Below are 23,702 nucleotides of genomic sequence, written 5' to 3' on the forward strand. Positions count from 1 at the left end.
CGGACAGCCGGTCGTGCGCTGCTGGTTACGGACCCCCGATCACGGACAGCCGGTCACGGGCCGGCGGGTCACGGGCGACTGGTCACGGGCGAGTCGGGGCGGGGGCTCGTAAAGACTCGGCATGCTCCGGCGCGGCCGGGGTTGTCGTCCTGGGCACCGCCGGTGACAACAGCAACGGCTCGGCAGGTTCCTTCTTCGAGGGCGTGATGACCGCGGGCATCCCGACGGACGCCGCCGACGACGCGGTCCAGGCCGACATCGTCTCCGTGGGCTACGGCGGCCCGACCGGCAGCACCGGCACACTGAGCCCCGGCTCCGAGACCTCCCTGCGCGCCACGACCTCCTGCTGCACCGGTGACTACGTCCGCCACCAGAACGACGCGGCCGTCATCTCCCCGGTGACGTCGAGCAGTTCCTCCCTCGACAAGAACGACGCCACCTGGATCGTCCGTCGCGGACTGGCCGACGCCTCCTGCGTCTCCTTCGAGTCACGGAACTACCCCGGTGACTTCCTGCGCCACTTCGACTACCGGGTCTACCGGCAGCCCATGGACGGCACCGCCCAGTTCCGGGCCGACGCCACCTTCTGCCCGCAGGCCGGGAAGAGCGGCACCGGCACCTCGTTCGCCTCGTACAACTACCCGACGCGCTACCTGCGCCACTACGACCACGGCCTGTACGTAGCGAGCAACGGCGGAGCCAACGCCTTCGACAGCAGTACGTCGTGGACGGCCGACGTCAGCTGGGCGGTCGCGGCGCCCTGGGCGCCGTAGCCGCAGCCGTATCCGCGGGGGCCGTGTCCGCAGCGGCCGTATCCGCCGCAGTCGTAGCGGCACCCGTACCCGCCACCGTCGCCAGCTGGACACCGCTCACCGGAAGGTCACCGCTCACCGGAAGGTCCGCGGTGACCGTGAAGCCGCCGCGTGGCGCCGGGCCGGCCGTGAGGGAGCCGCCCGCCGCCGCGAGGCGTTCGGCCAGCCCCTTCAGCCCCGTGCCGCCGACGCCCGCACCGGCGCCCGCACCGACGCCCGCACCGGCGGACGGGACCCCGCTGCCCGTGCCGTTGTCCGTGACCGTCAGCCTGACCCGCTCGGCGGTTGCCTCGACGGTGATCTCGCAGCGGTCGGCACGGCTGTGCCGGACCACGTTGGTGACCGCCTCGCGCACCACCCAGCCGAGCAGCGCCTCGGTCCGCGGGGACAGCGGCGCCCCGGTCTGACGGACCACGGGTTCCACGCTCGCCGCGGAGAGCGCCGACCGGGCCCGGGCGAGTTCGGTGGCCAGGCTGCCCTCGCGGTAGCCGGTCACCGCCTCCCGGATCTCGGTGAGCGCCTGCCGGCCCACCGACTCGATGTCCGAGACCTGTGCCAGCGCCGCGTCGAGGTCGCGTGGCGCGAGCCGGCGGGCCGCCTCCGACTTCACCACGACCACCGACAGCGTGTGCCCGAGCAGATCGTGCAGATCGCGGGAGAAGCGCAGCCGCTCCTCCGCCACCGCGCGCCGGGCCAGTTCCTCGCGGGCGGCCCGCAGCTCCCGCACGGCCTCGGACAGGCCGAGGATCGCGGCGGTGACCATGCTGGACAGGAAGGTGGCGTAGGCGATGCCCGATGCGTCGTCCCAGCCGTCCCGCAGCCAGGTGGCGGCCCCCGCGTAGAGCGTGAGCAGCAGGCCGACGCGGCCGAGCCACGGTCCGCGCACGGTGGCGCCCGTGGCGAGGCCCAGCAGCGGGAAGAACATCAGCCAGTTGCCGCCGTACCCGAGGGCGAGGCCCGTCGTGACCAGGCCGAGCAGGCCCAGCGCCACCCGGGTGGACGCCGACTCGCGCCTGGCCCGGTCGAAGGCGCGGAAGGTGACGTAGACGTAGAGGGAGTTGAAGGCGAGCAGGCCCAGGCCGCCGACCCAGGGGTTCGGGGTCTCGCCCTTGATCACGTTGGAGAGGGAGCCCATGCCCAGCAGCAGCCAGGGCAGCAGGGTGAAGCCGGTGGGCGGCGGGCCCGGGCGCTCGGCGGTGGAGGGGTCCGCGCCCGCGCACCGGGCGGCCCGCCGCCCGGCACGGAAGCGCCGCATGTCCGCCCGCCACGCCGGCCGTTCGCCCTGCCGGCGCGGGCTTTGCCACCACGTCATCTCCGAGTCCCCCCGTCCCAGTCGTTCCGGCGGCCCGTCCCGCACGAGGGCGGGAGGGCGGCGCGGCGTACGGATCGAACGGTACGGACTCGGGCCCGGCCCCGGCAGACACGCGTGTACCGAATCGGGCAGGACAAATGTCACGGCCGTCCATCGGCGTGAGTTGACACACCGTCAGGTGTCTTCACAACCGCGGAGGACTCGGCTATACAGGGGGCGCCGGACTGGAACGCGTTCTAAACCCGCAGGTGGACGACCTCGGTGCGGCCGGCGGTGCGGACGTCCGCACCGAGGTCCCGAGACCCGTCAGGAGCTTCATGCCCATCGACGCCGCCAAGGCACTCGCCGCCGAGCCCCGGTCGGGAGAGATCTCCTGGACGCGCAAGGACGTCCTGCTGTACCACCTCGGCATCGGCGCGGGCGTCCCGGCCACCGACCCCGACGAGCTGCGCTACACCCTGGAGTCCCGGCTGCACGTCCTGCCCGGCTTCGCCACCGTCGCGGGCGCCGGCTCACCGGGCGTGATCAGCGGGCTGTCCATGCCCGGCGTCGACGTGGACCTCGCCCGCGTGCTGCACGGCGGCCAGGCGCTCACCCTGCACCGGCCCATCCCCGTGGAGGGCACCGCCACCGCCACCGGCCGCATCACCGCCGTGTACGACAAGGGCACGGCCGCCGTCCTCGTCATGCGCACGGAAGTCGCGGACGCGGACGGCCCGTTGTGGACCGGCGAGGCGCAGATCTTCGTACGGGGAGAGGGCGGCTGGGGCGGCGACCGGGGACCGTCCGCCCGGACCGCACCGCCCGCCGGCCGGCCGGACCGGGTCGTCGAGCGGCGCCTGCGCGAGGACCAGGCCCTGCTCTACCGCCTGTCCGGCGACTGGAACCCCCTGCACGCCGACCCCGGGTTCGCCAGGCTCGCCGGCTTCGAACGGCCCGTCCTGCACGGCCTGTGCACCTACGGCGTCACGCTCAAGGCGGTCGTCGACACCCTGCTCGGCGGGGACGTGAGCCGGGTGCGGTCGTACGCCACGCGGTTCGCCGGGGTCGTGTACCCGGGGGAGACCCTGCGGATCCGGCTGTGGGCCTCGGAGGGCTCCGTGCGGGCCGCCGTGAGCGCCGTCGAACGGGACGACGCGCCCGTCCTCGCCGACACCGTCGTCCGGCACCGCTGAACGGACCGGGAGCGACAGACGCCTTCGACGGAAAGGCGAAGGGGGCGCCCGCCGAGCGAACGCCCCCTCTTCTTTCCTACCGTCAGGCAGCTGCCTCCACCGTCTCCTGGGCCGGTTTGCGGTGCCGGCCGTGCGGAGCCGACTCGCTCTCCTGGGCCGCGACCGGGCCCCGGTGCCGGCCGTGGCCGGTGTGCTCGGAAGAGCCGGCAGACAGCTGCTCAGTGGTGCTGGTGTCGCTCATCGGACGTATTCACCCCGTCAACCTGATCTTTCGTACAGCCGGGCGAGTGTAACCGGCACACCACGGACCGAATCCAGGCGCACACGCCAACCGGCACTAGTTCGTTACAAGACGCCCCAGGGGGGCCTGTTGCAACGGCACCGGCCGGGCCGCCGCCGGCACCGCGGGGCCGGGTTCCGCCCCCGCCGGACCCGCCCGTTCCGCGGTCCCGGCGCCGCCGTCCCGGTCCGGCACCAGGGCGTCCTGCGTCCCCTGCGCGGCGACGTGCCCGGGCCCGGCAGCGGCTGCGTCGCCGACCCCGGCAGTGGCTGCGTCGCCGCCCCCGGCAGCGGTCAGGTCCCCCGCTCCCGCCGTGGTCGCGCCCCAGCCCGGCGCCGTCAGGTCCGACAGGCCGCACGGAGTCGCCGGCGTGGCGTACGGCAGACGGAGCATCCCGTCGCGCGTGCACAGCCCGCTGCCCGCCAGCCAGCCCTCGGGCGCCGGGAGGTGCCGGACCTCGCGGTCGGCCGGGCGCCACAGCCCCACCCAGGTGCCGAAGGACCCGTCGATGCGCAGGCCCACCGCGCAGTTCTCCGGCATCAGCACCTGTCCGGGCTGGATCGCGAACGGCGTCACCAGGCACTCCGGCACCCGCAGGCACTCCGGGAACCGCACCGGCAGGGTGCTGCCGAGGACACCCCAGCCCAGGCGTGCCCGTCCTGGGGAGGGCGCGTCCGAGGAGATCAGCAGCAGGCCGCTGTCCGGATCGGCGAGCAGCAGCCGGTCGTCGCTGCCCTCCGCGATCTGGAGCAGCGGCGAGACCTCGCCGGCGCGCCCCAGGTCCACCACGACCGTCTTGGTGCGTCCGTCCAGTTCCCGGTCCAGCGCCAGCATCCGCCCGGAACCGTCCAGCCAGACCCCGCCCGAACAGCGCCCGGGCACCTCGGCGCACCGCTCCGGGCCGAACGTCCCGCCGGCCACCAGCCACACCGCGCTGGAGCGCGCCCCGACCGAGAGGGCGTACGCCCGCACGCCCCCCGGCGCCGGCGGCAGCAGGGTGAGCCGGGTGCCGGGTCCGGCGCACTCCACGGCGCCCAGCGGCAGCTCACCGGTGCCGGGCCCGGTCGGGTACAGCAGCGAGAAGGCGTGCCGCCCGGCCACCAGGCGGTGGATCAGCACCCGCCCGTCACCCATCGGCTGCACCTCGGTCCCGGGCTCCTCCGGCTGGTTGCCGGGCAGGGGCACCGCGTACGGCTCCGGGCCGTCCAGGGTCCAGCGCTCCGGGAACCAGGAGTCACCGTCCCGGGCGAGCCGCGCGGCGTACGCGCCGTCCGCCGTGATCGCGCACCCCGCCGCCGGCACGCCGTCGGTCCCGTCCGTGGAGGGGGGGTCGATCGCACAGACCGTCATCGTTCGGTCACCTCCGGCGACGAAGCTAGTTTTCGTACGCACAGGCGGGGGACCGGCCCTCCCCGGCTTCACACGTAAGGGTGGTGCAGAAGCGATTCAGCTGAGGAAACCGGGGCGTCTGTGCTGAGCGGGGGCAGACCGGACGCATGCGGTACAGCCCCGCCGGGCAGCCAGGTAGCCTTGGGCCGTGCCCCGTCTGTCTGAAGTCATCGCCGCGCTGGAGACCCTGTGGCCCGCCGAGCGGGCCGAGTCCTGGGACGCGGTCGGCACGGTCGTGGGCGACCCCGGCCAGGAGGTCACCCGGGTCCTGTTCGCCGTCGACCCCGTGCAGGAGATCGTCGACGAGGCGGTGCGGCTCGGCGCCGACCTGCTGGTCACCCACCACCCGCTCTATCTGCGCGGCACGACCACGGTCGCGGCCACGCACTTCAAGGGCCGGGTCGTGCACACCCTGATCAAGAACGACATCGCGCTGCACGTCGCCCACACCAACGCCGACACCGCCGACCCGGGCGTCTCCGACGCCCTCGCCGGGGCCCTCGACCTCCGCGTCGTAGGCCCCCTCGTGCCCGACCCCACCGACCCCGAGGGCCGCCGGGGCCTGGGCCGCGTCTGCGAGCTCGACCACCCCCTCACCGTCCGCGAGCTGGCCGCGCGCGCCGCCGAGCGGCTGCCCGCCACCGCGCAGGGCATCAGGGTGGCCGGCGACCCAGAGGCCGTCGTCCGCACCATCGCCGTCAGCGGCGGCTCCGGCGACGGCCTCTTCGACCAGGTCCGCGCGGCCGGGGTCGACGCCTTCCTCACCGCCGACCTGCGCCACCACCCGGCCTCCGAGGCGGTGGCCCACAGTCCCCTCGCGCTGCTCGACGCGGCGCACTGGGCCACCGAGTGGCCCTGGTGCGAGCTGGCCGCGAGCCAGCTCGACGAGATCTCCGACCGTCACGGCTGGGACCTGCGCGTCCACGTCTCCAAGGCGGTCACCGATCCCTGGACGGCCCACGCGGCGTCCACGGCCCACCCGTCACCCACCACCACCCTTCCAACGAGCGCTGCGCGCGCCCCTTCCGACCCGTCACCCACCACCCCCCTTCCAACGAGCGCTTCGCGCGCCCCTTCCGATACCACGGGAGCCCCCAACTGAACGCCGCGCCCGCCGACCAGATCCGACTCCTCGACGTCCAGGCCCTCGACGTCCGCCTGCAGCAGCTCGCGCACAAGCGGAGGTCCCTGCCCGAGCACGCCGAGATCGAGTCGCTGACGAAGGACCTCACGCAGCTGCGCGACCTGCTCGTCGCCGCGCAGACCGAGGAGAGCGACTGCGCCCGCGAGCAGACCAAGGCCGAGCAGGACGTCGACCAGGTGCGCCAGCGCGCCACCCGCGACCAGCAGCGCCTGGACTCCGGCGCGGTCACCTCGCCGAAGGACCTGTCCAACCTCCAGCACGAGATCGCCTCCCTCGCCAAGCGGCAGGGCGACCTGGAGGACGTGGTCCTGGAGGTCATGGAGCGCCGCGAGGCCGCGCAGGAGCGGGTGAACGAGCTGACCGAGCGTGTCGCCTCCGTCCAGTCGAAGATCGACGACGCGACCGGCCGCCGGGACGCGGCGTTCGAGGAGATCGACGGCGAGGCCGCCTCGGTGACCAAGGAGCGCGAGGTCGTGGCGGCCTCCGTGCCCGCGGACCTGCTGCGGCTCTACGACAAGCTGCGCGAGCAGCAGGGCGGCATCGGCGCGGCCAAGCTGTACGCCCGCACCTGCCAGGGGTGCCGCCAGGAGCTGGCCATCACCGAGCTGAACGAGATCCGCTCGGCGGCGCCGGACACGGTGGTCCGCTGCGAGAACTGCCGCCGCATCCTGGTGCGCACGGCCGAGTCGGGTCTGTAGGGAGCGGCAGGGGTGCGGGAGTTCATCGTCGAGGCCGACGGCGGGTCGCGGGGCAACCCCGGGCCCGCGGGCTACGGGGCGGTCGTGCTCGACGGGGCCACGGGTGAGGCCCTGACCGAGGCCGCGGAGTACATCGGCGTCGCCACGAACAACGTCGCCGAGTACCGCGGCCTGCTGGCCGGCCTCCGCGCCGCCCGCGCCCTCGACCCGTCGGCCCGGGTCCACGTCCGCATGGACTCCAAGCTCGTCATCGAGCAGATGTCGGGCCGCTGGAAGATCAAACACCCCGACATGAAGCCGCTGGCGACGGAGGCGAGGTCCGTCTACCCGCCGGACCAGGTCACCTACGAGTGGATCCCCCGCGAGCGGAACAAACACGCGGACCGCTTGGCGAACGAGGCGATGGACGCGGGGGCGAAGGGCCGGCAGTGGTCACCGTCGCAGTCCCGCGCGGCCCTGGACACCCCGCCGCCGGGCCCGCCCGGAGACGCGGCGGCGGGCGCGGCGAGGGCCCGCGCTGCTCTGGCGGAGAGCCGGGCCGCCGGTGCGGTCGCGGATTCCGCGGTCGCCGCGGAGGTCCGCCCCGCCGGTGCGGCCCCTGAACCCGCCGCAGCCGAGGGCGGCCGTGCCGCCGGTGCGGCGCCCCTCCCGGACGCGGCACCTCCCGGCGAGCAGCACCCCGCGGCACCCGGCGAGGGGCAGGCACGCGGCGAGCAGCACCCCGAGCACTCCGGCGAAGGGGGTCCCTCCGGTTCCGGTGGGGAAACCGTGGACGAGCGGCGCGTCACCAGTGCCCCCGGCTGGAGCGCCGCCCCCGACCTGGGCGCGCCCGCCACCTTCGTCCTCCTGCGGCACGGGGAGACCCCCCTGACCCCCCAGAAACGCTTCTCCGGCAGCGGCGGCACCGACCCCTCCCTCTCCGCGGCGGGCCGGGAGCAGGCGCACCGCGTCGCCGAGTCCCTGGCGCGGCGCGGCACGATCCAGGCCGTCGTCGCCTCCCCCCTCGCCCGCACCCGCGAGACAGCCGAGATCGTCGCCGCCCGCCTGCGCCTGGACGTCACGGTCGACGACGGTCTGCGCGAGACGGACTTCGGCGCCTGGGAGGGTCTGACCTTCGGCGAGGTCCGCGAGCGCCACCCGGACGACCTCGACGCCTGGCTCGCCGACCCGGAGGCCCACCCCACCGGCGGCGGCGAGAGCTTCGCCGAGACGGCCACCCGGATCGCCGCGACCCGCGACAAGCTGATCGCGGCCCACGCGGGCCGGACGGTCCTGCTGGTCACGCACGTCACCCCGATCAAGACCCTCGTCCGTCTCGCGCTCGGCGCCCCGCCCAAGTCGCTGTTCCGGATGGAGCTCTCGGCGGCCTCCCTGTCGGCGGTGGCGTACTACGCGGACGGCAACGCGAGCGTACGGCTGTTCAACGACACCTCTCACCTGCGCCCCTGAGCCCCCGGGCGGCTACGCCCCCGAGCCGCCCGAGGACCTCAGCCCGGCCGCCCCGCGCGCCAGTTCCTCGATCCGCCCCCAGTCCCGGGCGGTCACGGCCTCCGCCGGGACCATCCAGCTCCCGCCCACGCAGCCGACATTGGGAAGGGCGAGGTACTCGGGCGCGGTCTGCGGCCCGATCCCGCCCGTGGGGCAGAACCGGGCCTGCGGCAACGGCCCGGCCAGCGACCGCAGGTACGCCGTACCGCCCGCCGCCTGCGCCGGGAAGAACTTCATCTCCCGTACCCCGCGCTCCAGCAGCGCGACGACCTCCGAGGCGGTCGACACCCCGGGCAGGAACGGCACCCCGGACCCGCGCATCGCCTCCAGCAGCGCCTCCGTCCACCCGGGACTGACCAGGAACCGCGCCCCGTCCGCCGTGCACGCGGCCACCTGCTCCGGTGTGATCACCGTGCCCGCCCCGACGACGGCCTCGGGGACCTCGGCGGCGATGGCCCGGATCGCGGCCGGCGCCGCGGGGGTCCGCAGGGTCACCTCGATGGCGGGCAGTCCGCCCGCGACCAGCGCCCGCGCGAGCGGTACGGCGTCGGCGGCGTCGTCGAGCACCACCACGGGCACGACGGGGGCGAGGTCCAGCACGGAGGCAGCCGGGAACGAGGGCAGCGGCGAGGTCATGCGCTCATCGTGCCCAGCTACTGCAATGTCCGCAACGAGCGTTGCGTATCTTGCAATGCCGTCGGTGTCTTCTCAGTGCACCTCGTCCACCAGCACGTCCAGCGCCCACGCCTTGCCCGCCTTCCCGGGCGCCTCCGCCTCCACGGCGTACCCCAGCTCCCGCAGCACCCCCACCAGCTCCCCGGGATCCTTCGGCTCGGCCCCCGCGGTCAGCAGGCTCCGGACGATCCGGCCCTTCGTCGCCTTGTTGAAGTGGCTGACGACCTTGCGGGTCGGCGCGTGCAGCACCCGTACCGTCGCCGTGCGCCCGGCCACCTCGCCCTTCGGCCGCCAGGCCGCCGCGTACGCCGAGGACCGCAGGTCGAGCACCAAGCCGTCGGCCGCCGCCTCCGGCAGCACCTCCGCCATCGGCGCCCGCCAGTGCCCGGCCAGCGCGCCGAGACCCGGCAGCTTCACGCCCATCGAACAGCGGTAGGAGGGAATCCGGTCCGTCACCCGCACGGCACCCCACAGCCCGGAGAAGACCAGCAGCGAGTCCGCCGCACGGCGCCGTGCCGCCGCGTCCAGCGTGGCCAGGCCGAGGGCGTCGTACAGGACACCGGTGTAGATCTCCCCGGCCGGGCGGGCGCCCGCCGCGCGCAGCCCGGCGTTCTTCGCGACCTCGCCGCGCAGCCCCTCGCTCAGCCCCAGCACCTCGCGGGCCTTCTCCTCGTCACCGGAGCACAACTCGACCAGCTCCCCGAGCACGGCCTCCCGCGCGGCGGTCAGCCCCGGCAGGGACAGCGACTCCGGCCGAAGCGGGGCGCCCTCGCCCCCGTTCGCCTTGCCTTCCGAGGGCGGCAGCAGGACCAGCAACACGTACTCCTCACGTAGACCTCCGCGCCAGGGTACGGCGTGACTCCCGTGCCACCTCCGCCTACGCTCGCCCCATGCCCCGCCGCAAGATCCGCGTCACCGGCGCCCCAGAAGCCCCCCTCCGGGCCGCGCTCGCCGCGCTCCGCTCCGAACTCGGCATCCCGGAGACCTTCCCGCCACAGGTCCTGGCGGTGGCCGAGCAGGCGGCCAAGGACCCGGCCCTGCCCGTGCACGACGCCACCGACATCCCCTTCTTCACCCTGGACCCGCCCACCTCCACCGACCTCGACCAGGCCACCCACCTGTCCCGGCACGGCACCGGCTACCGCGTCCGGTACGCCATCGCCGACGTCGCCGCCTTCGTGGCACCCGGCTCGGCCCTGGACGCGGAGGCGCACCGCCGGGTGACCACCCTGTACTTCCCCGACGAGAGGGTCCCGCTGCACCCCGCCGTGCTCAGCGAGGGCGCGGCCAGCCTGCTGCCCGGACAGACCCGGCCGGCCGTGCTGTGGACGATCGACCTGGACGCCCAGGGCCGCGCCCTCGCCGTCGACGTGCGCCGCGCCCTGGTCCGCAGCCGGGCAAAGCTCGACTACGCCCACGTGCAGCGGGACATCGACGCGGGGACCGCCGAGGAACCCGTCGCGCTGCTCAAGGAGATCGGCGAGGCGCGGGAACGGCTGGAGGCCGAGCGCGGCGGAATCTCCCTGCACGTGCCCGAGCAGGAGATCGTCCAGCGGGACCACACCTACGCGCTGCGCTACCGCGCCCCGCTGCCCGCCGACCGCTGGAACGCCCAGCTCTCCCTGCTCACCGGCATGGCCGCCGCCGATCTGATGCTCGCCCACGGCACCGGCATCCTGCGCACCCTGCCCACCGCCCCCGACGGCGCCGTCGCACGGCTGCGCCGTACCGCCACGGCCCTGCACATCGACTGGCCGCACCACGTGAGTTACGCGGCCCTGCTGCGCACCCTCGACCCGCACGACCCGCACCACGCGGCCTTCCTCCAGGAGTGCACCACCCTGCTGCGCGGGGCCGGATACACCGTCTTCCGGGACGGCGAGCTGCCCGCGCTCACCACGCACGCGGCCGTCGCCGCCGCCTACGCGCACTGCACCGCCCCGCTGCGCCGCCTCGCCGACCGGTACGCCGCGGAGATCTGCCTCGCCGCCGTCGCCGGCCAGGAGCCGCCCGACTGGGTGCTCGCCGCACTAGACGCGCTGCCCCGGCGGATGGCCGACGGCTCCCGGCGCGCGGGCACGGTCGAGCGGGAGTGCGTCGACATCGTGGAAGCCGCCCTGCTCAAGGACCGGGTCGGGGACGTCTTCGACGGCTGCGTCGTGGACGTGGACGAGCGCCGGCCGACCGTGGGCACCGTCCAGGTGCTGTCCCCGGCGGTCATCGGACGGATCGAGGGCCCGGACCTGCCGCTCGGCGAACGCCTGCGCGTCCGGCTCACCCGCGCCGACCCGGGCACGTCGAAGGTCCTCTTCGCCGTGGCGTGAACCGCCTGGACGAACGCGGCATGGAACGGCGGCTTCCGGCGCTGTACGCGGTGAGGGGAGCCGCGGCGCGGGACGGGCGCCGTCGGCGGAAGTCGTGGGAGGACGGTCCGATGGGGGAACAGGCGCGCTGGACACGGGCCCGGCTGGGACGCTGCGGACCCCCGCTCGACCTGCTCACCGCGAGCTTCCGCCGGCACGTCTACGCCCCGCACGCCCACGACGAGTACACGATCGGCGTCTGCGTCGGCGGCTCCGAGATCATCGACTACCGGGGCGGCCACATCCGCACCGGCCCCGGCACCATCGTCGTCCTCGAACCCGGCGAGATGCACACCGGCGGCCCCGGCAACCCCACCGACGGCTACGCCTACCGCGCCCTGTACGCCGAGCCGTCCCTGCTGGCCGACGGCACCCTCGGCGGTCCGCCGCACTTCCGCGAACCCCTCATCGACGACCCGGCGCTGGCCCGGGCCCTGCGCACCGCCCACACGCGGCTCAGCACCTGCCCCGACCCGCTGGAGGCCGAATCGGTGCTGCCCTGGGTGCTCACCGCCCTCGCCCGGCGCCACTCCACCGCCCGCCCGCTCGCCGACCGCGTCCCCGGCGCCGCCGCCATCGCCCGCGCGGTCCGCGACCGCCTCGCCGACGAACTCACCGACCCGCCCTCCCTGGCCCTGCTCGCCACCGACCTCGGCCTGTCCCGCTACCAGCTCCTGCGCGCCTTCCGCACGACGATGGGCATACCCCCCTACGCCTGGCTCGCCCAGCACCGGGTCACCAAGGCGCGGGTCCTGCTGGAGGCCGGCCTGCGCCCCGCCGAAGTGGCCGCCCTCGTCGGCTTCGCCGACCAGGCCCACCTCACCCGCTGGTTCCGCCGGGTGCTCGGGGTGACCCCGGCGGCCTACCGCAACAGCGTTCAAGACAGCCCCGGACCGGGCGGCCGACACTCGGCCGCATGACTGCACGCGGCTGGTTCCTGTTCTCCCTGATGGGAGTGGTCTGGGGCATCCCCTATCTGATGATCAAGGTGGCGGTGGACGCGGTGTCCCCGCCGGTGGTGGTGTTCACGCGCTGTGCGCTCGGTGCCGCCCTGCTGCTCCCGTTCGCCCTCCGCCAGGGCGGCCTCGGCGACGCGGTACGACGCCACTGGCGCCCCATGCTGGCCTTCGCGGTCCTGGAGATCATGATCCCCTGGTTCACCCTGACCGACGCCGAACGGCACCTGTCAAGCTCGACGGCGGGCCTGCTGATCGCGGGCGTGCCGATCGTCGGCGTGGTCCTGGCCCGGTTCCTGGGCGACACGGAACACCTCGGCGTCCGCCGGATCGCGGGCCTGGCCCTGGGGCTGGCGGGGGTGACGGTCCTCACCCTCCCGCACCTCACCGGCGGTGACGCCCGCTCCCTTGCGGAGGTGCTGGTGACGGTCCTGGGCTATGCCACGGCCCCCCTGATCGCCGCCCGCCGCCTCAAGGAGGTCCCGTCGCTCCATCTGACGGCCGCCTGCCTCACCCTGGCCGCCGTCGTCTACGCCCCCGCGGCGGCCCTCACCCGCCCGGCCGCCCTGCCCTCGCCCACCGTCCTGGCCGCGCTCGCCGGACTGGGCGTGATCTGCACCGCCGTGGCGTTCGTGGCGTTCCTGGAACTGATCAGGGAGGCCGGCCCCACCCGGGCCACGGTGATCACCTACGTCAACCCGGCGGTGGCGGTGGCGGCGGGCGCCCTGTTCCTGGACGAACCGCTGACCCTCCCGGTGCTGGCCGCCTTCGCCCTCATCCTGGCCGGCTCGGTCCTCGCCACCGCCGCGGGTCCCAGGCGCGGCACGCGCCCGGTACCATGGTCGACACGGCAGACGAGCCGGGCGGACGGCCGCGTGGAGTCCCCTTAGGGGCTTCCCGAGGAACGTCCGGGCTCCACAGGGCAGGGTGGTGGCTAACGGCCACCCGGGGTGACCCGCGGGACAGTGCCACAGAAAGCAGACCGCCCGGGGCTCCGGCCCCTGGTAAGGGTGAAACGGTGGTGTAAGAGACCACCAGTGCCCAGGGTGACCTGGGCAGCTAGGTAAACCCCACCCGGAGCAAGGTCAAGAGGGGCCGCCTCTCGCGAGAGGGGCGTCCCTGCGCGGACGACCGAGGGCTGCCCGCCCGAGTCCGCGGGTAGACCGCACGAGGCCGGCGGCAACGCCGGCCCTAGATGGATGGCCGTCGCCCCGGCGTCCGCGAGGACACCGGGGAACAGAACCCGGCGTACAGCCCGACTCGTCTGCCGCTCCGTTCTCGCGCGGGGCCGGCCACGTGTGCCGTCGCGCGCCGTCGCCACCAGGGCCCGGGACCCCCTGGGACCCCACGGAAACCGCCGTTGGCCGCACGGCGCCAAGCGCCGCCCGCCGCCCCGCGGGACGCCCGCCATCCCCCAGGACGACCGCCCGCTCACTCCTCGAACAACGTCTCCTGCTCGCCCTCCGCCCGCTGCCTCACCCGGCGGTTGCGGGCGCCCACCACCAGGGCCGTCGCCGCCGCGGTGACGCCGAGGGCGGCCGGGACCATCCAGCCGCGGTCGAAGACGTGGCCGAGGGCGTGGTCGAGGGAGAGCCGGCCCGGGCCGGCGACGGCGAGGCCGGCCGCGGCCAGGCCGAGGGTCGCCGCGTACTCGTAGCCGCCCTCCTGCGCGAAGAAGCCGTGGGGCATGTGCACGGCCGCCGCTCCCGCCATCCCGCCGGCCGCCGCCGCGCCCGCCGCCGGGGTCGCGAGGCCCAGGGCCAGCAGGGTGCCGCCGCCCGCCTCCGCCAGGCCCGACGCCGTCGCGCTCAGCTTGCCGGGCGCGAAGCCGATGGACTCCATGTACTGGCCGGTGCCCTCCAGCCCGTGCCCGCCGAACCAGCCGAACAGCTTCTGCGCGCCGTGTGCCGCCAGTACTCCGCCGGTGCTCAGCCGAAGCAGCAGCAGGCCCAGATCACGTCGGTCGTAACAGGTCACGGTGACTCCCCAGCTGACAGGCGGACACGTCCCCTCCCGCGTCCCACCCTCGCACCGGGGACGCCGCCCGGCCCGTCCTCGCTGCCGTTCGGGTGGCGGGACCGCCGGGGGCCTGGCGCCATGGCGATGCAGCCGGCCATGCCCAGCGACCCCGTGGTCCGGCCTTCGCCCACGCCGTCCACGCCGTCCACGCCCACCGACCGCGAGGGCTTCATGGCCCTGCTCGCACCCGGGGCGGCCATGGCCGACGACGGCTCCGGCCGGGACCTGGCCGACTGGATCGACCGGGGCGGATCTCGCGGTCCGACACCGGGCAGGCGTAGGAAGGCCCAAGCCTGAGGAGACGTACGCGCGGACAACGCCCCCCGGGGTCTTGTGTTCGCGTGCGCTCCAACTCCTAGCGTCCCACCCATGACGACACGGACGCTGGGACGCAGCGGCATCGAGGTGAGCGCGCTCGGTTTCGGGTGCTGGGCCATCGGGGGTGAGCACCGGACCGCCGACGGGCAGCCCGTCGGCTGGGGGAAGGTGGACGACGAGGAGTCCGTACGGGCCGTCCGCCGGGCGCTGGACCTCGGTGTCACCTTCTTCGACACCGCCGACTCCTACGGCACCGGGCACAGCGAGGAGATTCTCGCCAAGGCCCTCGGCAAGCGGCGGGACGACGTCGTCCTCGCCACCAAGTGGGGCAACGTCTTCGACGCGGACACCCGCACGCTCACCGGCACCGACGCCACCCCGGAGTACGCCCGCCGGGCCCTGACCGCCTCCCTGCGCCGCCTCGGCACCGACCGCGTCGACCTCTACCAGCTCCACATCTCCGACGCGGACCCGGTGCGGGCCGCCGAACTCCGCGACGCCTGCGAGGAGTTCGTCGCCGAAGGGCTCGTGCGTGCCTACGGCTGGAGCACCGACGACCCCGCGCGGGCCGCCGTCTTCGCGAAGGGCCCGCACTGCACGGCCGTGCAGCACACCCTCAACGTGCTCCAGGACGCGCCGGACGTCGTGGCCCTGTGCGAGCGGCTGGAGCTGGCGAGCGTCAACCGCGGCCCGCTCGCCATGGGGCTGCTCGCCGGGCGACGCGGCGGACCGCTGGAGGCCGGGGACATCCGGAGCCGGCCGCCCGCCTGGCTCCCGGGGTACGCGGCCGACGGCTCCGGCGCCGATCCCGAGTGGCTGGCCAGGATCGACGCGGTCCGCTCCGTCCTCACCAGCGACGGCCGCAGCCTCGCCCAGGGCGCCCTCGCCTGGCTGTGGGCCCGCAGCCCGCGCACGGTGCCCATCCCCGGCTTCCGGACCGTCGCCCAGGCCGAGGAGAACGCCGGGGCGCTCGCGAAGGGTCCCCTCACCCCGGCGCAGTCCGCCGAGATCGACCGCCTGCTCGGCAGGTGAGCGGCCCCTGGGGCCGTGCGGGGGAGACGGGTGGGGCGGGTGCCGCGCGCACGAGGGCGTCACATGGATCGTCGGAATTTCATAACGCGGCAAATTCCGTGCCGTCTCGGCCACCAGTTCGTGAAGTCCCTGCTGGACGCGGTGTACGGTCCCCGGGTGCGTGAATGTTCCCGGCTCAGCCGGCGTGCCGTCCTCGGGCTGACGGCCGCCGCCCTTCCCTTGTCCACGGCCACCTCCGCCGCCGCCGCCGCGACCGTCGTCGGCGGCGAGCGGCTGGCCCGCACCGGCGTCCAGGTGCGCGGCGCCACCGGGCTGCCCAGGAAGCTCACCGCCCGCTCCTGGCTGGTCGCCGACTGCGAGAGCGGGGAGGTGCTCGCCTCCTTCAACGCGCACCGGCGGCTCGCGCCCGCGTCCACGCTGAAGATGCTGTTCGCGGACACCGTGCTGAAGAGGTTCGACCGCACCGAGCGCTACCGGGTCACCGACGCCGATCTCGCCGACATCCCGGCCGGTTCCAGCCTGGTCGGCATCAGGCCCGGCCTCACCTACACCGTCGAGCAGCTGTGGCAGGGCGTGTTCCTGCGCTCGGGCAACGACGCCGTGCACGTCCTGTCCCACATGAACGGCGGCATCGCGAAGACCGTCGCCGAGATGCAGGCCAAGGCCGTGGACCTCCAGGCCCTGGACACCCATGTGGTCAGCCCCGACGGCTTCGACCACAAGGGGCAGCTCTCCTCGGCGTACGACCTCACGCTCTTCGCCCGCCACGGCCTGAAGGACCCCGACTTCCGCGCCTACTGCGGCACGCGGACCGCCGACTTCCCGGCGGGCGGGAAGAAGACCTTCCAGATCCAGAACACCGACCGCCTGCTGACCGGGGCGTGGGGGCTGAAGACGTACGACGGCCTGATCGGTGTCAAGAACGGCTACACCAGCCATGCCGGGAACACCTTCACCGGCGCGGCGACCCGGGGCGGGCGCACCCTGCTGGTGACCGTGATGCATCCCGACGCGGGCGGCAACGCCGTCTACGAGCACACCGCCGCGCTGCTCGACTGGGGCTTCACCCACGGGCGTTCGGCGCAGCCGGTGGGCCTGCTGGTCGAGCCGCTCAGCGCGGGCGGGGCGAGCGCGACGCCGGTGCCCGCGCGGAAGACGGTGCGGGCGGCGGCCGGTGCACCCGGCCCGGTGGCCGGCGGCGGCTCGGGCCTGCGGATCGCGGAGGGCGCCGCCGGGGCGCTCGCGCTGCTGGGAGCGGGGGCCTGGACCCTGCGCAGGCGCCGGGCGCGGACGGCGGCGGCGGGCGAGGCGGCGCGGACGGGGAGCGGGCGCCGGCGCCGGCGCTGACCGGGGTGCGGGCGCGGGCCGTGGCACGGCACCGGAGCCGAACGGCCGTACCGCCCGCCCGGCCGGCGAACCCGCGGTACGGCGGTTTGTGGCGGCGGTCGTTCCACCGGCCGGTGTGTACCCCGCGGCCCGCCGCGAGGTCCACCCCCAACTCCCGTCCGGTGGAACGGCCGCCGCCTCCCCCCTGGCGGTGGCTGCGGAACCTCTGTGCTCCAACTGTGAAGCTCTGGTGGAGAAAAGTTGAGCACATGTCATCCATTGACCGCAATAGCGCGGATGTTCAAATTCCGTTTGCCGGGGCGGCGGGAGCGCGCCTCAGCCCCGCCCGATGTACGGCATCGCCGTCGCCAGTACCGTCACGAACTGCACGTTCGCCTCCAGCGGCAGCTCCGCCATGTGCCGTACCGTGCGGGCCACATCGGCCACGTCCATCACCGGCTCCGGGACCACCTCCCCGTTCGCCTGGAGCGCGCCCGTCCCCATCCGGGCCGTCATGTCCGTCGCCGCGTTGCCGATGTCGATCTGGCCCACCGCGATGCGGTACTGACGCCCGTCCAGGGACAGCGACTTGGTCAGGCCGGTCAGCGCGTGCTTGGTCGCGGTGTAGGCGACCGACCGCGGGCGGGGCGCGTGGGCCGAGACGGAGCCGTTGTTGATGATCCGGCCGCCCTGGGGCTCCTGCTCCTTCATCCGCCGGTAGGCCGCCTGGGCGCACAGGAACGCGCCGTTCAGGTTGGTGTCCACCACGTGCCGCCAGGCGTCGTAGGGCAGTTCCTCGACCGGGACCCCGCCGGGCCCGAAGGTCCCCGCGTTGTTGAACAGCAGGTCCACCCGGCCGAAGCGGTCCACGGTCGCCGTGAACAGCGCCTCGACGTCCTCGGGGCGTGACACGTCGGTGGGTACGGCGAGCGAGGCCGCCCCCGGCACCAGCGCCGCCGTCCGTGCCAGCGGCTCCGCGCGCCGGCCGGCCAGCGCCACCGACCAGCCGGCCCGCAGCAGTTCCACGGCGACGGCCCGCCCGATGCCGGAGCCGGCCCCGGTCACCACCGCGATGTTCGATTGCCTGTCGGTCATGGTTCCGCAGCGTAGGCGGGAAGTCCGCCATGCGGAATCAGGTGTCCGCCATACGGTTACCCGTCGTACGGCTGCCCGCCATCCGGTTACCCGGCGAGGACGACCGCCTCGTCGCCCGCCGGCTCCTCCCCGGGGTAGCGCACCCCGATCAGCTCCCGCACCGCGTCCAGCGTCCGCATCACCGCGAGCGTGCCCTCCAGCGGCACCAGCGGCGACTCCTTCTCGCCCGCCCGCACCGCCCGCATGACCTCCGCCGCCTCGTGCCGCATGCTGGTGCGCGGCCCGTCGGCCGGGTCGGCGGCGAACTCCTCCGGGTCACGGCCGTCCCGGTGCAGCACGAACCGGTCGGGGTGGAAGAAACCGGACGGGACGTCGATCCGGCCGCGCGAACCGGTGACCGACGCCGTGACCGCCGTACCCCCGACGATCGAGCAGTGCAGCGAGGCCAGCGCGCCGCTCTCCCAGGACAGCACGGTTCCCGTCTGGAGATCGACGCCCTCGGGCGACAGCACCGCGCTGGCGGCGACCCCGTCCGGCTCGCCCAGCAGCAACTGCGCGAACGACACCGGGTACACGCCCAGGTCCAGCAGCGCCCCGCCGCCCAGCGCGGGGTCCCGCAGCCGGTGCGCCGCAGGGAAGGGACCGGCCAGGCCGAAGTCGGCGTGCACCGTGCGCACCTCGCCGATCGCCCCGTCGTCCACCAGCGCCTTCAGCCGCCGGACCAGCGGGTTGCAGTACATCCACATCGCCTCCATCAGGAAGCGGCCGTGCTCCCGCGCCAGCGCGACGAGTTCCTCCGCCTCGCGCAGGTTCAGCGTGAACGGCTTCTCGCACAGCACGTTCCGGCCCGCCTCCAGGCACAGCCCGGCCGCCGCCCGGTGCGCCGCGTGCGGAGTGGCGACGTACACCACGTCGACGTCCGCGTCCGCCGCCAGGGACTCCCAGTCGCCGTACGCCCTCTCCACCCCGAAGCGCTCGGCGAACGCCTCCGCCGACTCCCGCCGGCGCGACGCCACCGCCACGATCTCCGCGTCCGGCAGATCGACCAGATCCGCCGCGAACGCCGCCGCGATCCCGCCCGTCGCCAGGATTCCCCAGCGCACGTTCTCTCCCGCCATCCCCACCCTCGCTCATCCGTGCCTCGGCAGTGTGTACGAGCTGAGAGCATAGGTGCCGGTCGTGCCGGCGACACCGATGTCGGAGCAGCACGAGCAGCACGAGCAGCCAGGGAAGCAGGGAGGGGCACATGCCGGACCACGCGGCGGCACCGACACCGGAACGGGACCGGCGGCCCGCCTCCGCCCCCGCACCGTCACCGGTCCGCGCCCCCGACCGCACCGGCCCCCTCGTCACCTTCCTCCTCGGCGGCCTCACCGCGACCACCCCGCTCGCGATGGACATGTACCTGCCCTCGCTGCCACAGGTCACCCGCTCGCTGGACGCCCCCGCCGTCACCGTCCAGCTCACCCTCACCGCCTGCATGGCCGGACTCGCGTTCGGCCAGCTCGTCGTCGGCCCCCTCAGCGACCGCTGGGGCCGGCGCCGCCCGCTGCTCGCCGGACTCGCCGTCTACCTGGCCGCCACCGCCCTGTGCGCCCTCGCCCCGACCGTCGAGACGCTGATCGCCTTCCGGCTGGTGCAGGGCCTCGCCGGCGCGGCCGGAGTGGTCATCGCCCGGGCCGTCGTCCGCGACCTGTACGACGGCGTCGCCATGGCCCGCTTCTTCTCCACCCTCATGCTGATCTCCGGGGCCGCCCCCATCGTCGCGCCGCTCGTCGGCGGGCAGATCCTCCGGGTGACGGACTGGCGGGGCGTCTTCCTGGTGCTCACGGTGGTCGGCGCCGCGCTCACCGCGCTGGTCTGGGCGCGGCTGCCGGAGACCCTGCCGCCGGGCCGACGGCACGGCGGCGGAACCGGCGAGACCCTGCGGACGATGCGCGGCCTCCTCGCGGACCTGCCCTTCACCGGCTACATGCTCGCCGGCGGTTTCGCCTTCGCCGCGCTGTTCGCCTACGTGAGCGCGTCCCCCTTCGTCGTCCAGGAGATCTACGGCGCCTCCCCGCAGACCTTCAGCCTGCTGTTCGGCCTCAACTCCGTCGGCCTCGTGGCCGCCGGCCAGTTCAACGGCAAGGTGCTGGTCGGCCGGGTCGGCCTGGACAAGGTGCTCGCCTGCGGCCTGGCGGTGATCGTGCTCGCCGCGACCGCCCTGCTGCTCATGGCCACCGGCGTCTTCGGCGACACCGGCCTCGTCCCCGTCGCCGCCGCCCTCTTCGTCCTGATGTCCGCGATGGGCGTCACCCTGCCCAACGCCCAGACCCTCGCCCTGCTGCGCACCCGGCACGCCGCCGGCTCCGCCTCCGCGCTGCTCGGCACCTCCTCCTTCCTCGTCGGCGCGGTCGCCTCCCCCCTCGTCGGCGTCGCCGGGGAGCACACCGCCGTCCCGATGGCCGTCGTCCAGCTGGCCGGAGCGCTGGTCGCGGTGGCCTGCTTCGTGGGAATGTGCCGTCCCTGGGCGGCGGCACGGGTGACCACCCGTGCCGGGTCGGAGGGAGACGAGAGCTGAGCGCACCGAGACTGCGCGCCGGCACAGCGGAACGGGCCGGGCTCGACCCCGTCGAACTCGGGCACCTGGCCGACGAGGTGCACGCCCTCACCGCCGGCGAGCGCCCCTGGGCGGCCGGCGCCGTCGTCCTGGCCGGCCGCGGACCCGTGATCGCCGTGGCCGAGGCGGCAGGCTGGGCCGTGCGCTACGCCGCCCTCGACCCCGAGACCGGCGCCGGCGTGGAACTGCCGCCGGCCGCCCGGGTCCCGGCCACCGTCGACACCCCCTTCGACCTGGCGTCCCTGACCAAGCTGTTCACGTCCGTCGCCGCCGTGCAGCAGATCGAGCGCGGCACCGTCGGCATGGACGCCCGCGTCGGCGACTACCTGCCCGACTTCCACGCCGCCGCCGCGCACCGCGTCACGGTGCGCCAGCTGCTCACCCACACCTCCGGCCTGCGCCCCGAACTGCCCCTGTACGACTGCCCGGACGACGCCACCCGTCTCGACCTGCTGCGCGCGGAGGCCCCGTCCGGGGAGACGGGCCGGTACCGGTACTCGGACCTGAACATGCTGCTGCTCCAGTTCGTCCTGGAACGCGTCACCGGGCGCACCCTCGACGTGCTCGTGCGGGACTGCATCACCCGGCCGCTCGGCATGACCGCCACCGGGTTCGGGCCCTGCCCCGGCGCCGCGGCCACCGAGGACCAGCGGCGTCCGTGGGCCAAGGCCGACCGGGGGATGCTGCGGGGCGTGGTCCACGACGAGAACGCCTGGGCGCTCGGCGGGGTCGCCGGCCACGCGGGCCTCTTCTCCACCGCGCCCGACCTGGCCGTCTTCTGCCGTGCCCTGCTCGCGGGCGGCTCCTACGGCCCCGCGCGCATCCTCGGCCCCGACTACGTGGAGCTGCTGTTCACCCCGCCCGGACTGGGTTTCCGCCTGGACCAGCCCTGGTTCATGGGAGAGCTGGCGGGCCGGGGCGCGGCGGGCCACACCGGCTTCACTGGCACGGCTCTGATCCTGGACCGGGCGACGGACACGTTCCTCGTGCTCCTGGCCAACACGGTTCACCCGAGACGCCGGCCCCCGGACAGCGGTCCACGAGCGAGGCTGGCGACGCACCTGGCGAGAGCCGTCATCTGAGGACCACCCGAGCCGGAGCCCGTGACGGACCCGTCCCGGCCGACCGGGACGGGTGACGGGCGGGCACAGGTGCCGGGGTCCGGGGGCGGAGCCCCCAGCGGGCCGGCACCTGTGCCGGGTGCCGGGGAGTGTCCCCCGCGGGGGCCGGGCGCCCGTAGAATCGCCAGGTGAACGACCTCCTGCGCACAGCCCTGGCCGAGCTGCTGGACGGCCTGCCCCCCACGGAGGTCACCGCCGCCGTGGACCGGCTGATCGCCAACTACCGCGGCGACACCCCCACCCACGCGCCGATCCTCCGCGACCGCGCCGACGTGGCCGCGTACGCCGCCTACCGCATGCCCGCCACCTTCGAGGCCGTGCACCGCGCGCTGGAGGCGTTCGCCGCGACCGTCCCCGACTGGACCCCCGCCGGCCACGCCGACGTCGGCGGCGGCACCGGCGCCGCCACCTGGGCCGTCAGCGCCACCTGGCCCGGCGAGCGAGGCGTCACGGTGCTGGACTGGGCCGAACCCGCCCTCGCCCTCGGCCGGGAGATCGCCGCCGCCAACCCGGCCCTGAAGGACGCCCGCTGGCAGCGCGCCCGGATCGGCAAGGACCTCACCCTGGACGCCACCGACCTGGTCACGGTGTCGTACGTCCTCAACGAACTCGCCGAGGCCGACCGCGCCGCCCTCGTCGACGCCGCCGGTGCCGCGCGGACCGTCGTGATCGTCGAGGCCGGCACCCCGGCCGGCTACGCGCGCGTCATCGAGGCCCGCGACCGGCTGATCCGGGCCGGCTTCCGCATCGCCGCCCCCTGCCCGCACAGCGCCGCCTGCCCCATCGCGCCCGGCACGGACTGGTGCCACTTCTCCGCCCGCGTCGGCCGCTCCTCCCTGCACCGCCAGGTCAAGGGCGGCTCACTGGCGTACGAGGACGAGAAGTTCTCCTACGTGGCCGCGACCCGGCTGCCCGCCGGGCCCGCCCCCGCCCGGGTGGTCCGGCGCCCGCAGATCCGCAAGGGCCAGGTGCTGCTCGACCTGTGCGAGAGCGAGGAGCGGCTGCGCCGCACGACGGTCACCAAGCGCCACGGCGACCTGTACAAGGCGGCCCGGGACGCGGACTGGGGCGACGCCTGGCCGCCGTACGACCCCGCGTCCTGAAGGGTGTCGTACCCGGACCCCGCCGCTTGTTACTTTCGACCCCATGGTCAGCAAGCCCGCACCCGACGCCACCCGCCGCAGCGAGAGGTCCCGCCGGGCCATCTACGCCGCCGCCCTCGCCCTGGTCGGGGAGGTCGGGTACCCGAGGACCACGGTGGAGGCCATCGCCGCGCGGGCCGGGGTCGGCAAGCAGACCATCTACCGCTGGTGGTCGTCCAAGGCGGACGTCCTGCTGGAGGCGTTCCTGGACCTCGCCGGGCAGGCGGCGCGGGCGTCGGGGCAGGACGCGGACGCCCTCCCGGACACCGGTGACCTGGCCGCCGACCTCAAGGCGGTGCTGCGGGCCACGGTGGACGAGCTGTTCGACCCGCGCTTCGAGGCGCCGGCGCGGGCGCTGGCCGCGGAGGGCGTGGTCAACGAGCAGCTCGGCCGCGAGGTCGTCGCCAAGCTGCTGGAACCGCAGCTCCAGCTCTACGTCGCCCGGTTGCGCTCGGCCCAGGAGGCGGGAGCCGTACGCGCCGGCGTCGACCCCCGGATCGCGCTGGAGCTGTTCGTCTCCCCGCTCGCGCAACGCTGGCTGCAACGCAGCGGACCGGTCTCGTACGCGTACACGGACACCCTCGTCGAGTACGCGCTGCACGGAATCGCCCCGCGCTGAACCGCCCCGCCGAACCGCCCGCCCACCCGCCGGTGACAGCCGGCCACCCGTCCGCGGCGACCCCCGGAGCACGCGAGGATGGGACGATGAGGCATGCTGTCCGCACAGCAGCGAGGCGACCACCAGACCGAGGGGA

Annotated in this window: 22 protein-coding genes, 1 other RNA gene and 1 pseudogene; 16 read left to right on the forward strand and 8 right to left on the reverse strand. The window is 74.8% G+C overall.

Going from position 1 to position 23,702, the window contains the following annotated elements; all coding sequences use genetic code 11:
- The first annotated feature begins 38 nt into the window (after positions 1-38).
- Positions 39-773 (forward strand): AbfB domain-containing protein, encoded by a 735-nt coding sequence (locus LG395_RS27810; protein ID WP_308071381.1) that lies wholly within the window; start codon positions 39-41, stop codon positions 771-773.
- Here the strand turns inward: LG395_RS27810 and LG395_RS27815 are convergent.
- Entirely contained in the window at positions 739-2,124 is a 1,386-nt protein-coding gene (locus LG395_RS27815) for a sensor histidine kinase (RefSeq protein WP_225811605.1), read from the reverse strand. The genes LG395_RS27810 and LG395_RS27815 overlap by 35 nt on opposite strands.
- A gap of 317 nt (positions 2,125-2,441) precedes the next feature.
- Between LG395_RS27815 and chsH3 the strand changes: the two genes are divergently transcribed.
- Positions 2,442-3,299 (forward strand): enoyl-CoA hydratase ChsH3, encoded by an 858-nt coding sequence (gene chsH3 / locus LG395_RS27820; protein WP_225811606.1) that lies wholly within the window; start codon positions 2,442-2,444, stop codon positions 3,297-3,299.
- An 82-nt stretch (positions 3,300-3,381) separates the two neighbouring features.
- Here the strand turns inward: chsH3 and LG395_RS27825 are convergent, their stop codons facing one another.
- Both LG395_RS27825 and LG395_RS27830 read right to left on the reverse strand, forming a co-directional pair.
- Positions 3,382-3,540: a hypothetical protein gene (locus LG395_RS27825; RefSeq protein ID WP_225811607.1), complete on the reverse strand. Its 159-nt coding sequence runs from the start codon at positions 3,538-3,540 to the stop codon at positions 3,382-3,384.
- Positions 3,541-3,636: 96 nt separating this feature from the next.
- Entirely contained in the window at positions 3,637-4,929 is a 1,293-nt protein-coding gene (locus tag LG395_RS27830) for a hypothetical protein (RefSeq protein ID WP_225811608.1), read from the reverse strand.
- A 187-nt stretch (positions 4,930-5,116) separates the two neighbouring features.
- On the opposite strand from LG395_RS27830, the gene LG395_RS27835 reads away from it, so the two are divergent.
- The 3 genes from LG395_RS27835 to LG395_RS27845 are packed head-to-tail and all read left to right on the forward strand — an operon-like array spanning position 5,117 to position 8,259.
- Positions 5,117-6,070, forward strand: a complete 954-nt coding sequence (locus LG395_RS27835; RefSeq protein ID WP_225811609.1) for a Nif3-like dinuclear metal center hexameric protein — start codon at positions 5,117-5,119, stop codon at positions 6,068-6,070.
- Complete coding sequence (locus LG395_RS41500) at positions 6,067-6,810, forward strand: zinc ribbon domain-containing protein (protein WP_171160055.1); 744 nt, start codon at positions 6,067-6,069, stop codon at positions 6,808-6,810. Before LG395_RS27835 ends, LG395_RS41500 begins: the two co-directional genes overlap by 4 nt.
- Positions 6,811-6,822: 12 nt before the next feature.
- Positions 6,823-8,259, forward strand: coding sequence for a bifunctional RNase H/acid phosphatase (locus LG395_RS27845; RefSeq protein ID WP_225811611.1), 1,437 nt, complete (start codon positions 6,823-6,825; stop codon positions 8,257-8,259).
- A 12-nt stretch (positions 8,260-8,271) separates the two neighbouring features.
- Here the strand turns inward: LG395_RS27845 and eda are convergent, their stop codons facing one another.
- Entirely contained in the window at positions 8,272-8,934 is a 663-nt protein-coding gene (eda, locus tag LG395_RS27850; RefSeq protein WP_225811612.1) for a bifunctional 4-hydroxy-2-oxoglutarate aldolase/2-dehydro-3-deoxy-phosphogluconate aldolase, read from the reverse strand.
- Between the two features lie 72 nt (positions 8,935-9,006).
- A complete protein-coding gene (gene yaaA / locus LG395_RS27855) occupies positions 9,007-9,789 on the reverse strand; it encodes a peroxide stress protein YaaA (protein ID WP_171156828.1) in 783 nt (260 codons plus the stop codon).
- 74 nt (positions 9,790-9,863) lie between these two features.
- Here yaaA and LG395_RS27860 point away from each other — a divergent pair, with 74 nt between their 5' ends.
- From LG395_RS27860 to rnpB, 4 genes and pseudogenes are all read left to right on the forward strand, one after another.
- Positions 9,864-11,297 carry an RNB domain-containing ribonuclease gene (locus LG395_RS27860; protein WP_225811613.1) on the forward strand — a complete coding sequence of 478 codons (1,434 nt, stop codon included), beginning with the start codon at positions 9,864-9,866 and terminating at the stop codon, positions 11,295-11,297.
- A gap of 110 nt (positions 11,298-11,407) precedes the next feature.
- Entirely contained in the window at positions 11,408-12,256 is an 849-nt protein-coding gene (locus LG395_RS27865) for an AraC family transcriptional regulator (RefSeq protein ID WP_225811614.1), read from the forward strand.
- 59 nt (positions 12,257-12,315) lie between these two features.
- Positions 12,316-13,032: pseudogene (locus LG395_RS41720) on the forward strand (DMT family transporter); the annotation flags it as partial.
- Positions 13,033-13,147: 115 nt separating this feature from the next.
- Positions 13,148-13,559: RNase P RNA component class A (gene rnpB / locus LG395_RS27875), an RNA gene on the forward strand.
- 164 nt (positions 13,560-13,723) lie between these two features.
- Here the strand turns inward: rnpB and LG395_RS27880 are convergent.
- Entirely contained in the window at positions 13,724-14,269 is a 546-nt protein-coding gene (locus tag LG395_RS27880; protein ID WP_171156833.1) for a DoxX family membrane protein, read from the reverse strand.
- Between the two features lie 120 nt (positions 14,270-14,389).
- Between LG395_RS27880 and LG395_RS27885 the strand changes: the two genes are divergently transcribed.
- The 3 genes from LG395_RS27885 (at position 14,390) to LG395_RS27895 (ending at position 17,008) form a co-directional block, all read left to right on the forward strand.
- Positions 14,390-14,608, forward strand: coding sequence for a hypothetical protein (locus tag LG395_RS27885; RefSeq protein ID WP_225811615.1), 219 nt, complete (start codon positions 14,390-14,392; stop codon positions 14,606-14,608).
- A 72-nt stretch (positions 14,609-14,680) separates the two neighbouring features.
- Entirely contained in the window at positions 14,681-15,661 is a 981-nt protein-coding gene (locus LG395_RS27890) for an aldo/keto reductase (RefSeq protein WP_225811616.1), read from the forward strand.
- 120 nt (positions 15,662-15,781) lie between these two features.
- Entirely contained in the window at positions 15,782-17,008 is a 1,227-nt protein-coding gene (locus LG395_RS27895; RefSeq protein ID WP_372463475.1) for a D-alanyl-D-alanine carboxypeptidase family protein, read from the forward strand.
- Positions 17,009-17,323: 315 nt separating this feature from the next.
- Here the strand turns inward: LG395_RS27895 and LG395_RS27900 are convergent, their stop codons facing one another.
- On the reverse strand, positions 17,324-18,082 hold the full coding sequence (locus LG395_RS27900; RefSeq protein WP_225811618.1) for an SDR family oxidoreductase: 759 nt from the start codon (positions 18,080-18,082) through the stop codon (positions 17,324-17,326).
- Between the two features lie 86 nt (positions 18,083-18,168).
- The gene (locus LG395_RS27905) at positions 18,169-19,200 is read right to left on the reverse strand and encodes a Gfo/Idh/MocA family protein (RefSeq protein WP_225811619.1); all 1,032 of its coding nucleotides are present in this window, start codon (positions 19,198-19,200) and stop codon (positions 18,169-18,171) included.
- Positions 19,201-19,328: 128 nt separating this feature from the next.
- Here LG395_RS27905 and LG395_RS27910 point away from each other — a divergent pair, with 128 nt between their 5' ends.
- The 4 genes from LG395_RS27910 to LG395_RS27925 all read left to right on the forward strand — a co-directional run bounded on the left by LG395_RS27910 (position 19,329) and on the right by LG395_RS27925 (position 23,566).
- Positions 19,329-20,645: a multidrug effflux MFS transporter gene (locus tag LG395_RS27910; RefSeq protein ID WP_225811620.1), complete on the forward strand. Its 1,317-nt coding sequence runs from the start codon at positions 19,329-19,331 to the stop codon at positions 20,643-20,645.
- Positions 20,582-21,766, forward strand: a complete 1,185-nt coding sequence (locus LG395_RS27915; protein ID WP_225811621.1) for a serine hydrolase domain-containing protein — start codon at positions 20,582-20,584, stop codon at positions 21,764-21,766. The genes LG395_RS27910 and LG395_RS27915 overlap by 64 nt, the downstream gene beginning before the upstream one ends.
- Before the next feature lie 167 nt (positions 21,767-21,933).
- On the forward strand, positions 21,934-22,908 hold the full coding sequence (locus LG395_RS27920) for a small ribosomal subunit Rsm22 family protein (RefSeq protein ID WP_225811622.1): 975 nt from the start codon (positions 21,934-21,936) through the stop codon (positions 22,906-22,908).
- Positions 22,909-22,951: 43 nt separating this feature from the next.
- Complete coding sequence (locus LG395_RS27925) at positions 22,952-23,566, forward strand: TetR/AcrR family transcriptional regulator (RefSeq protein ID WP_171156844.1); 615 nt, start codon at positions 22,952-22,954, stop codon at positions 23,564-23,566.
- The last annotated feature ends 136 nt before the right edge of the window (positions 23,567-23,702 follow it).

It is taken from the genome of Streptomyces spinosus (genome assembly GCF_020400655.1).
GTDB classification, from domain to species: domain Bacteria; phylum Actinomycetota; class Actinomycetes; order Streptomycetales; family Streptomycetaceae; genus Streptomyces; species Streptomyces argyrophylli.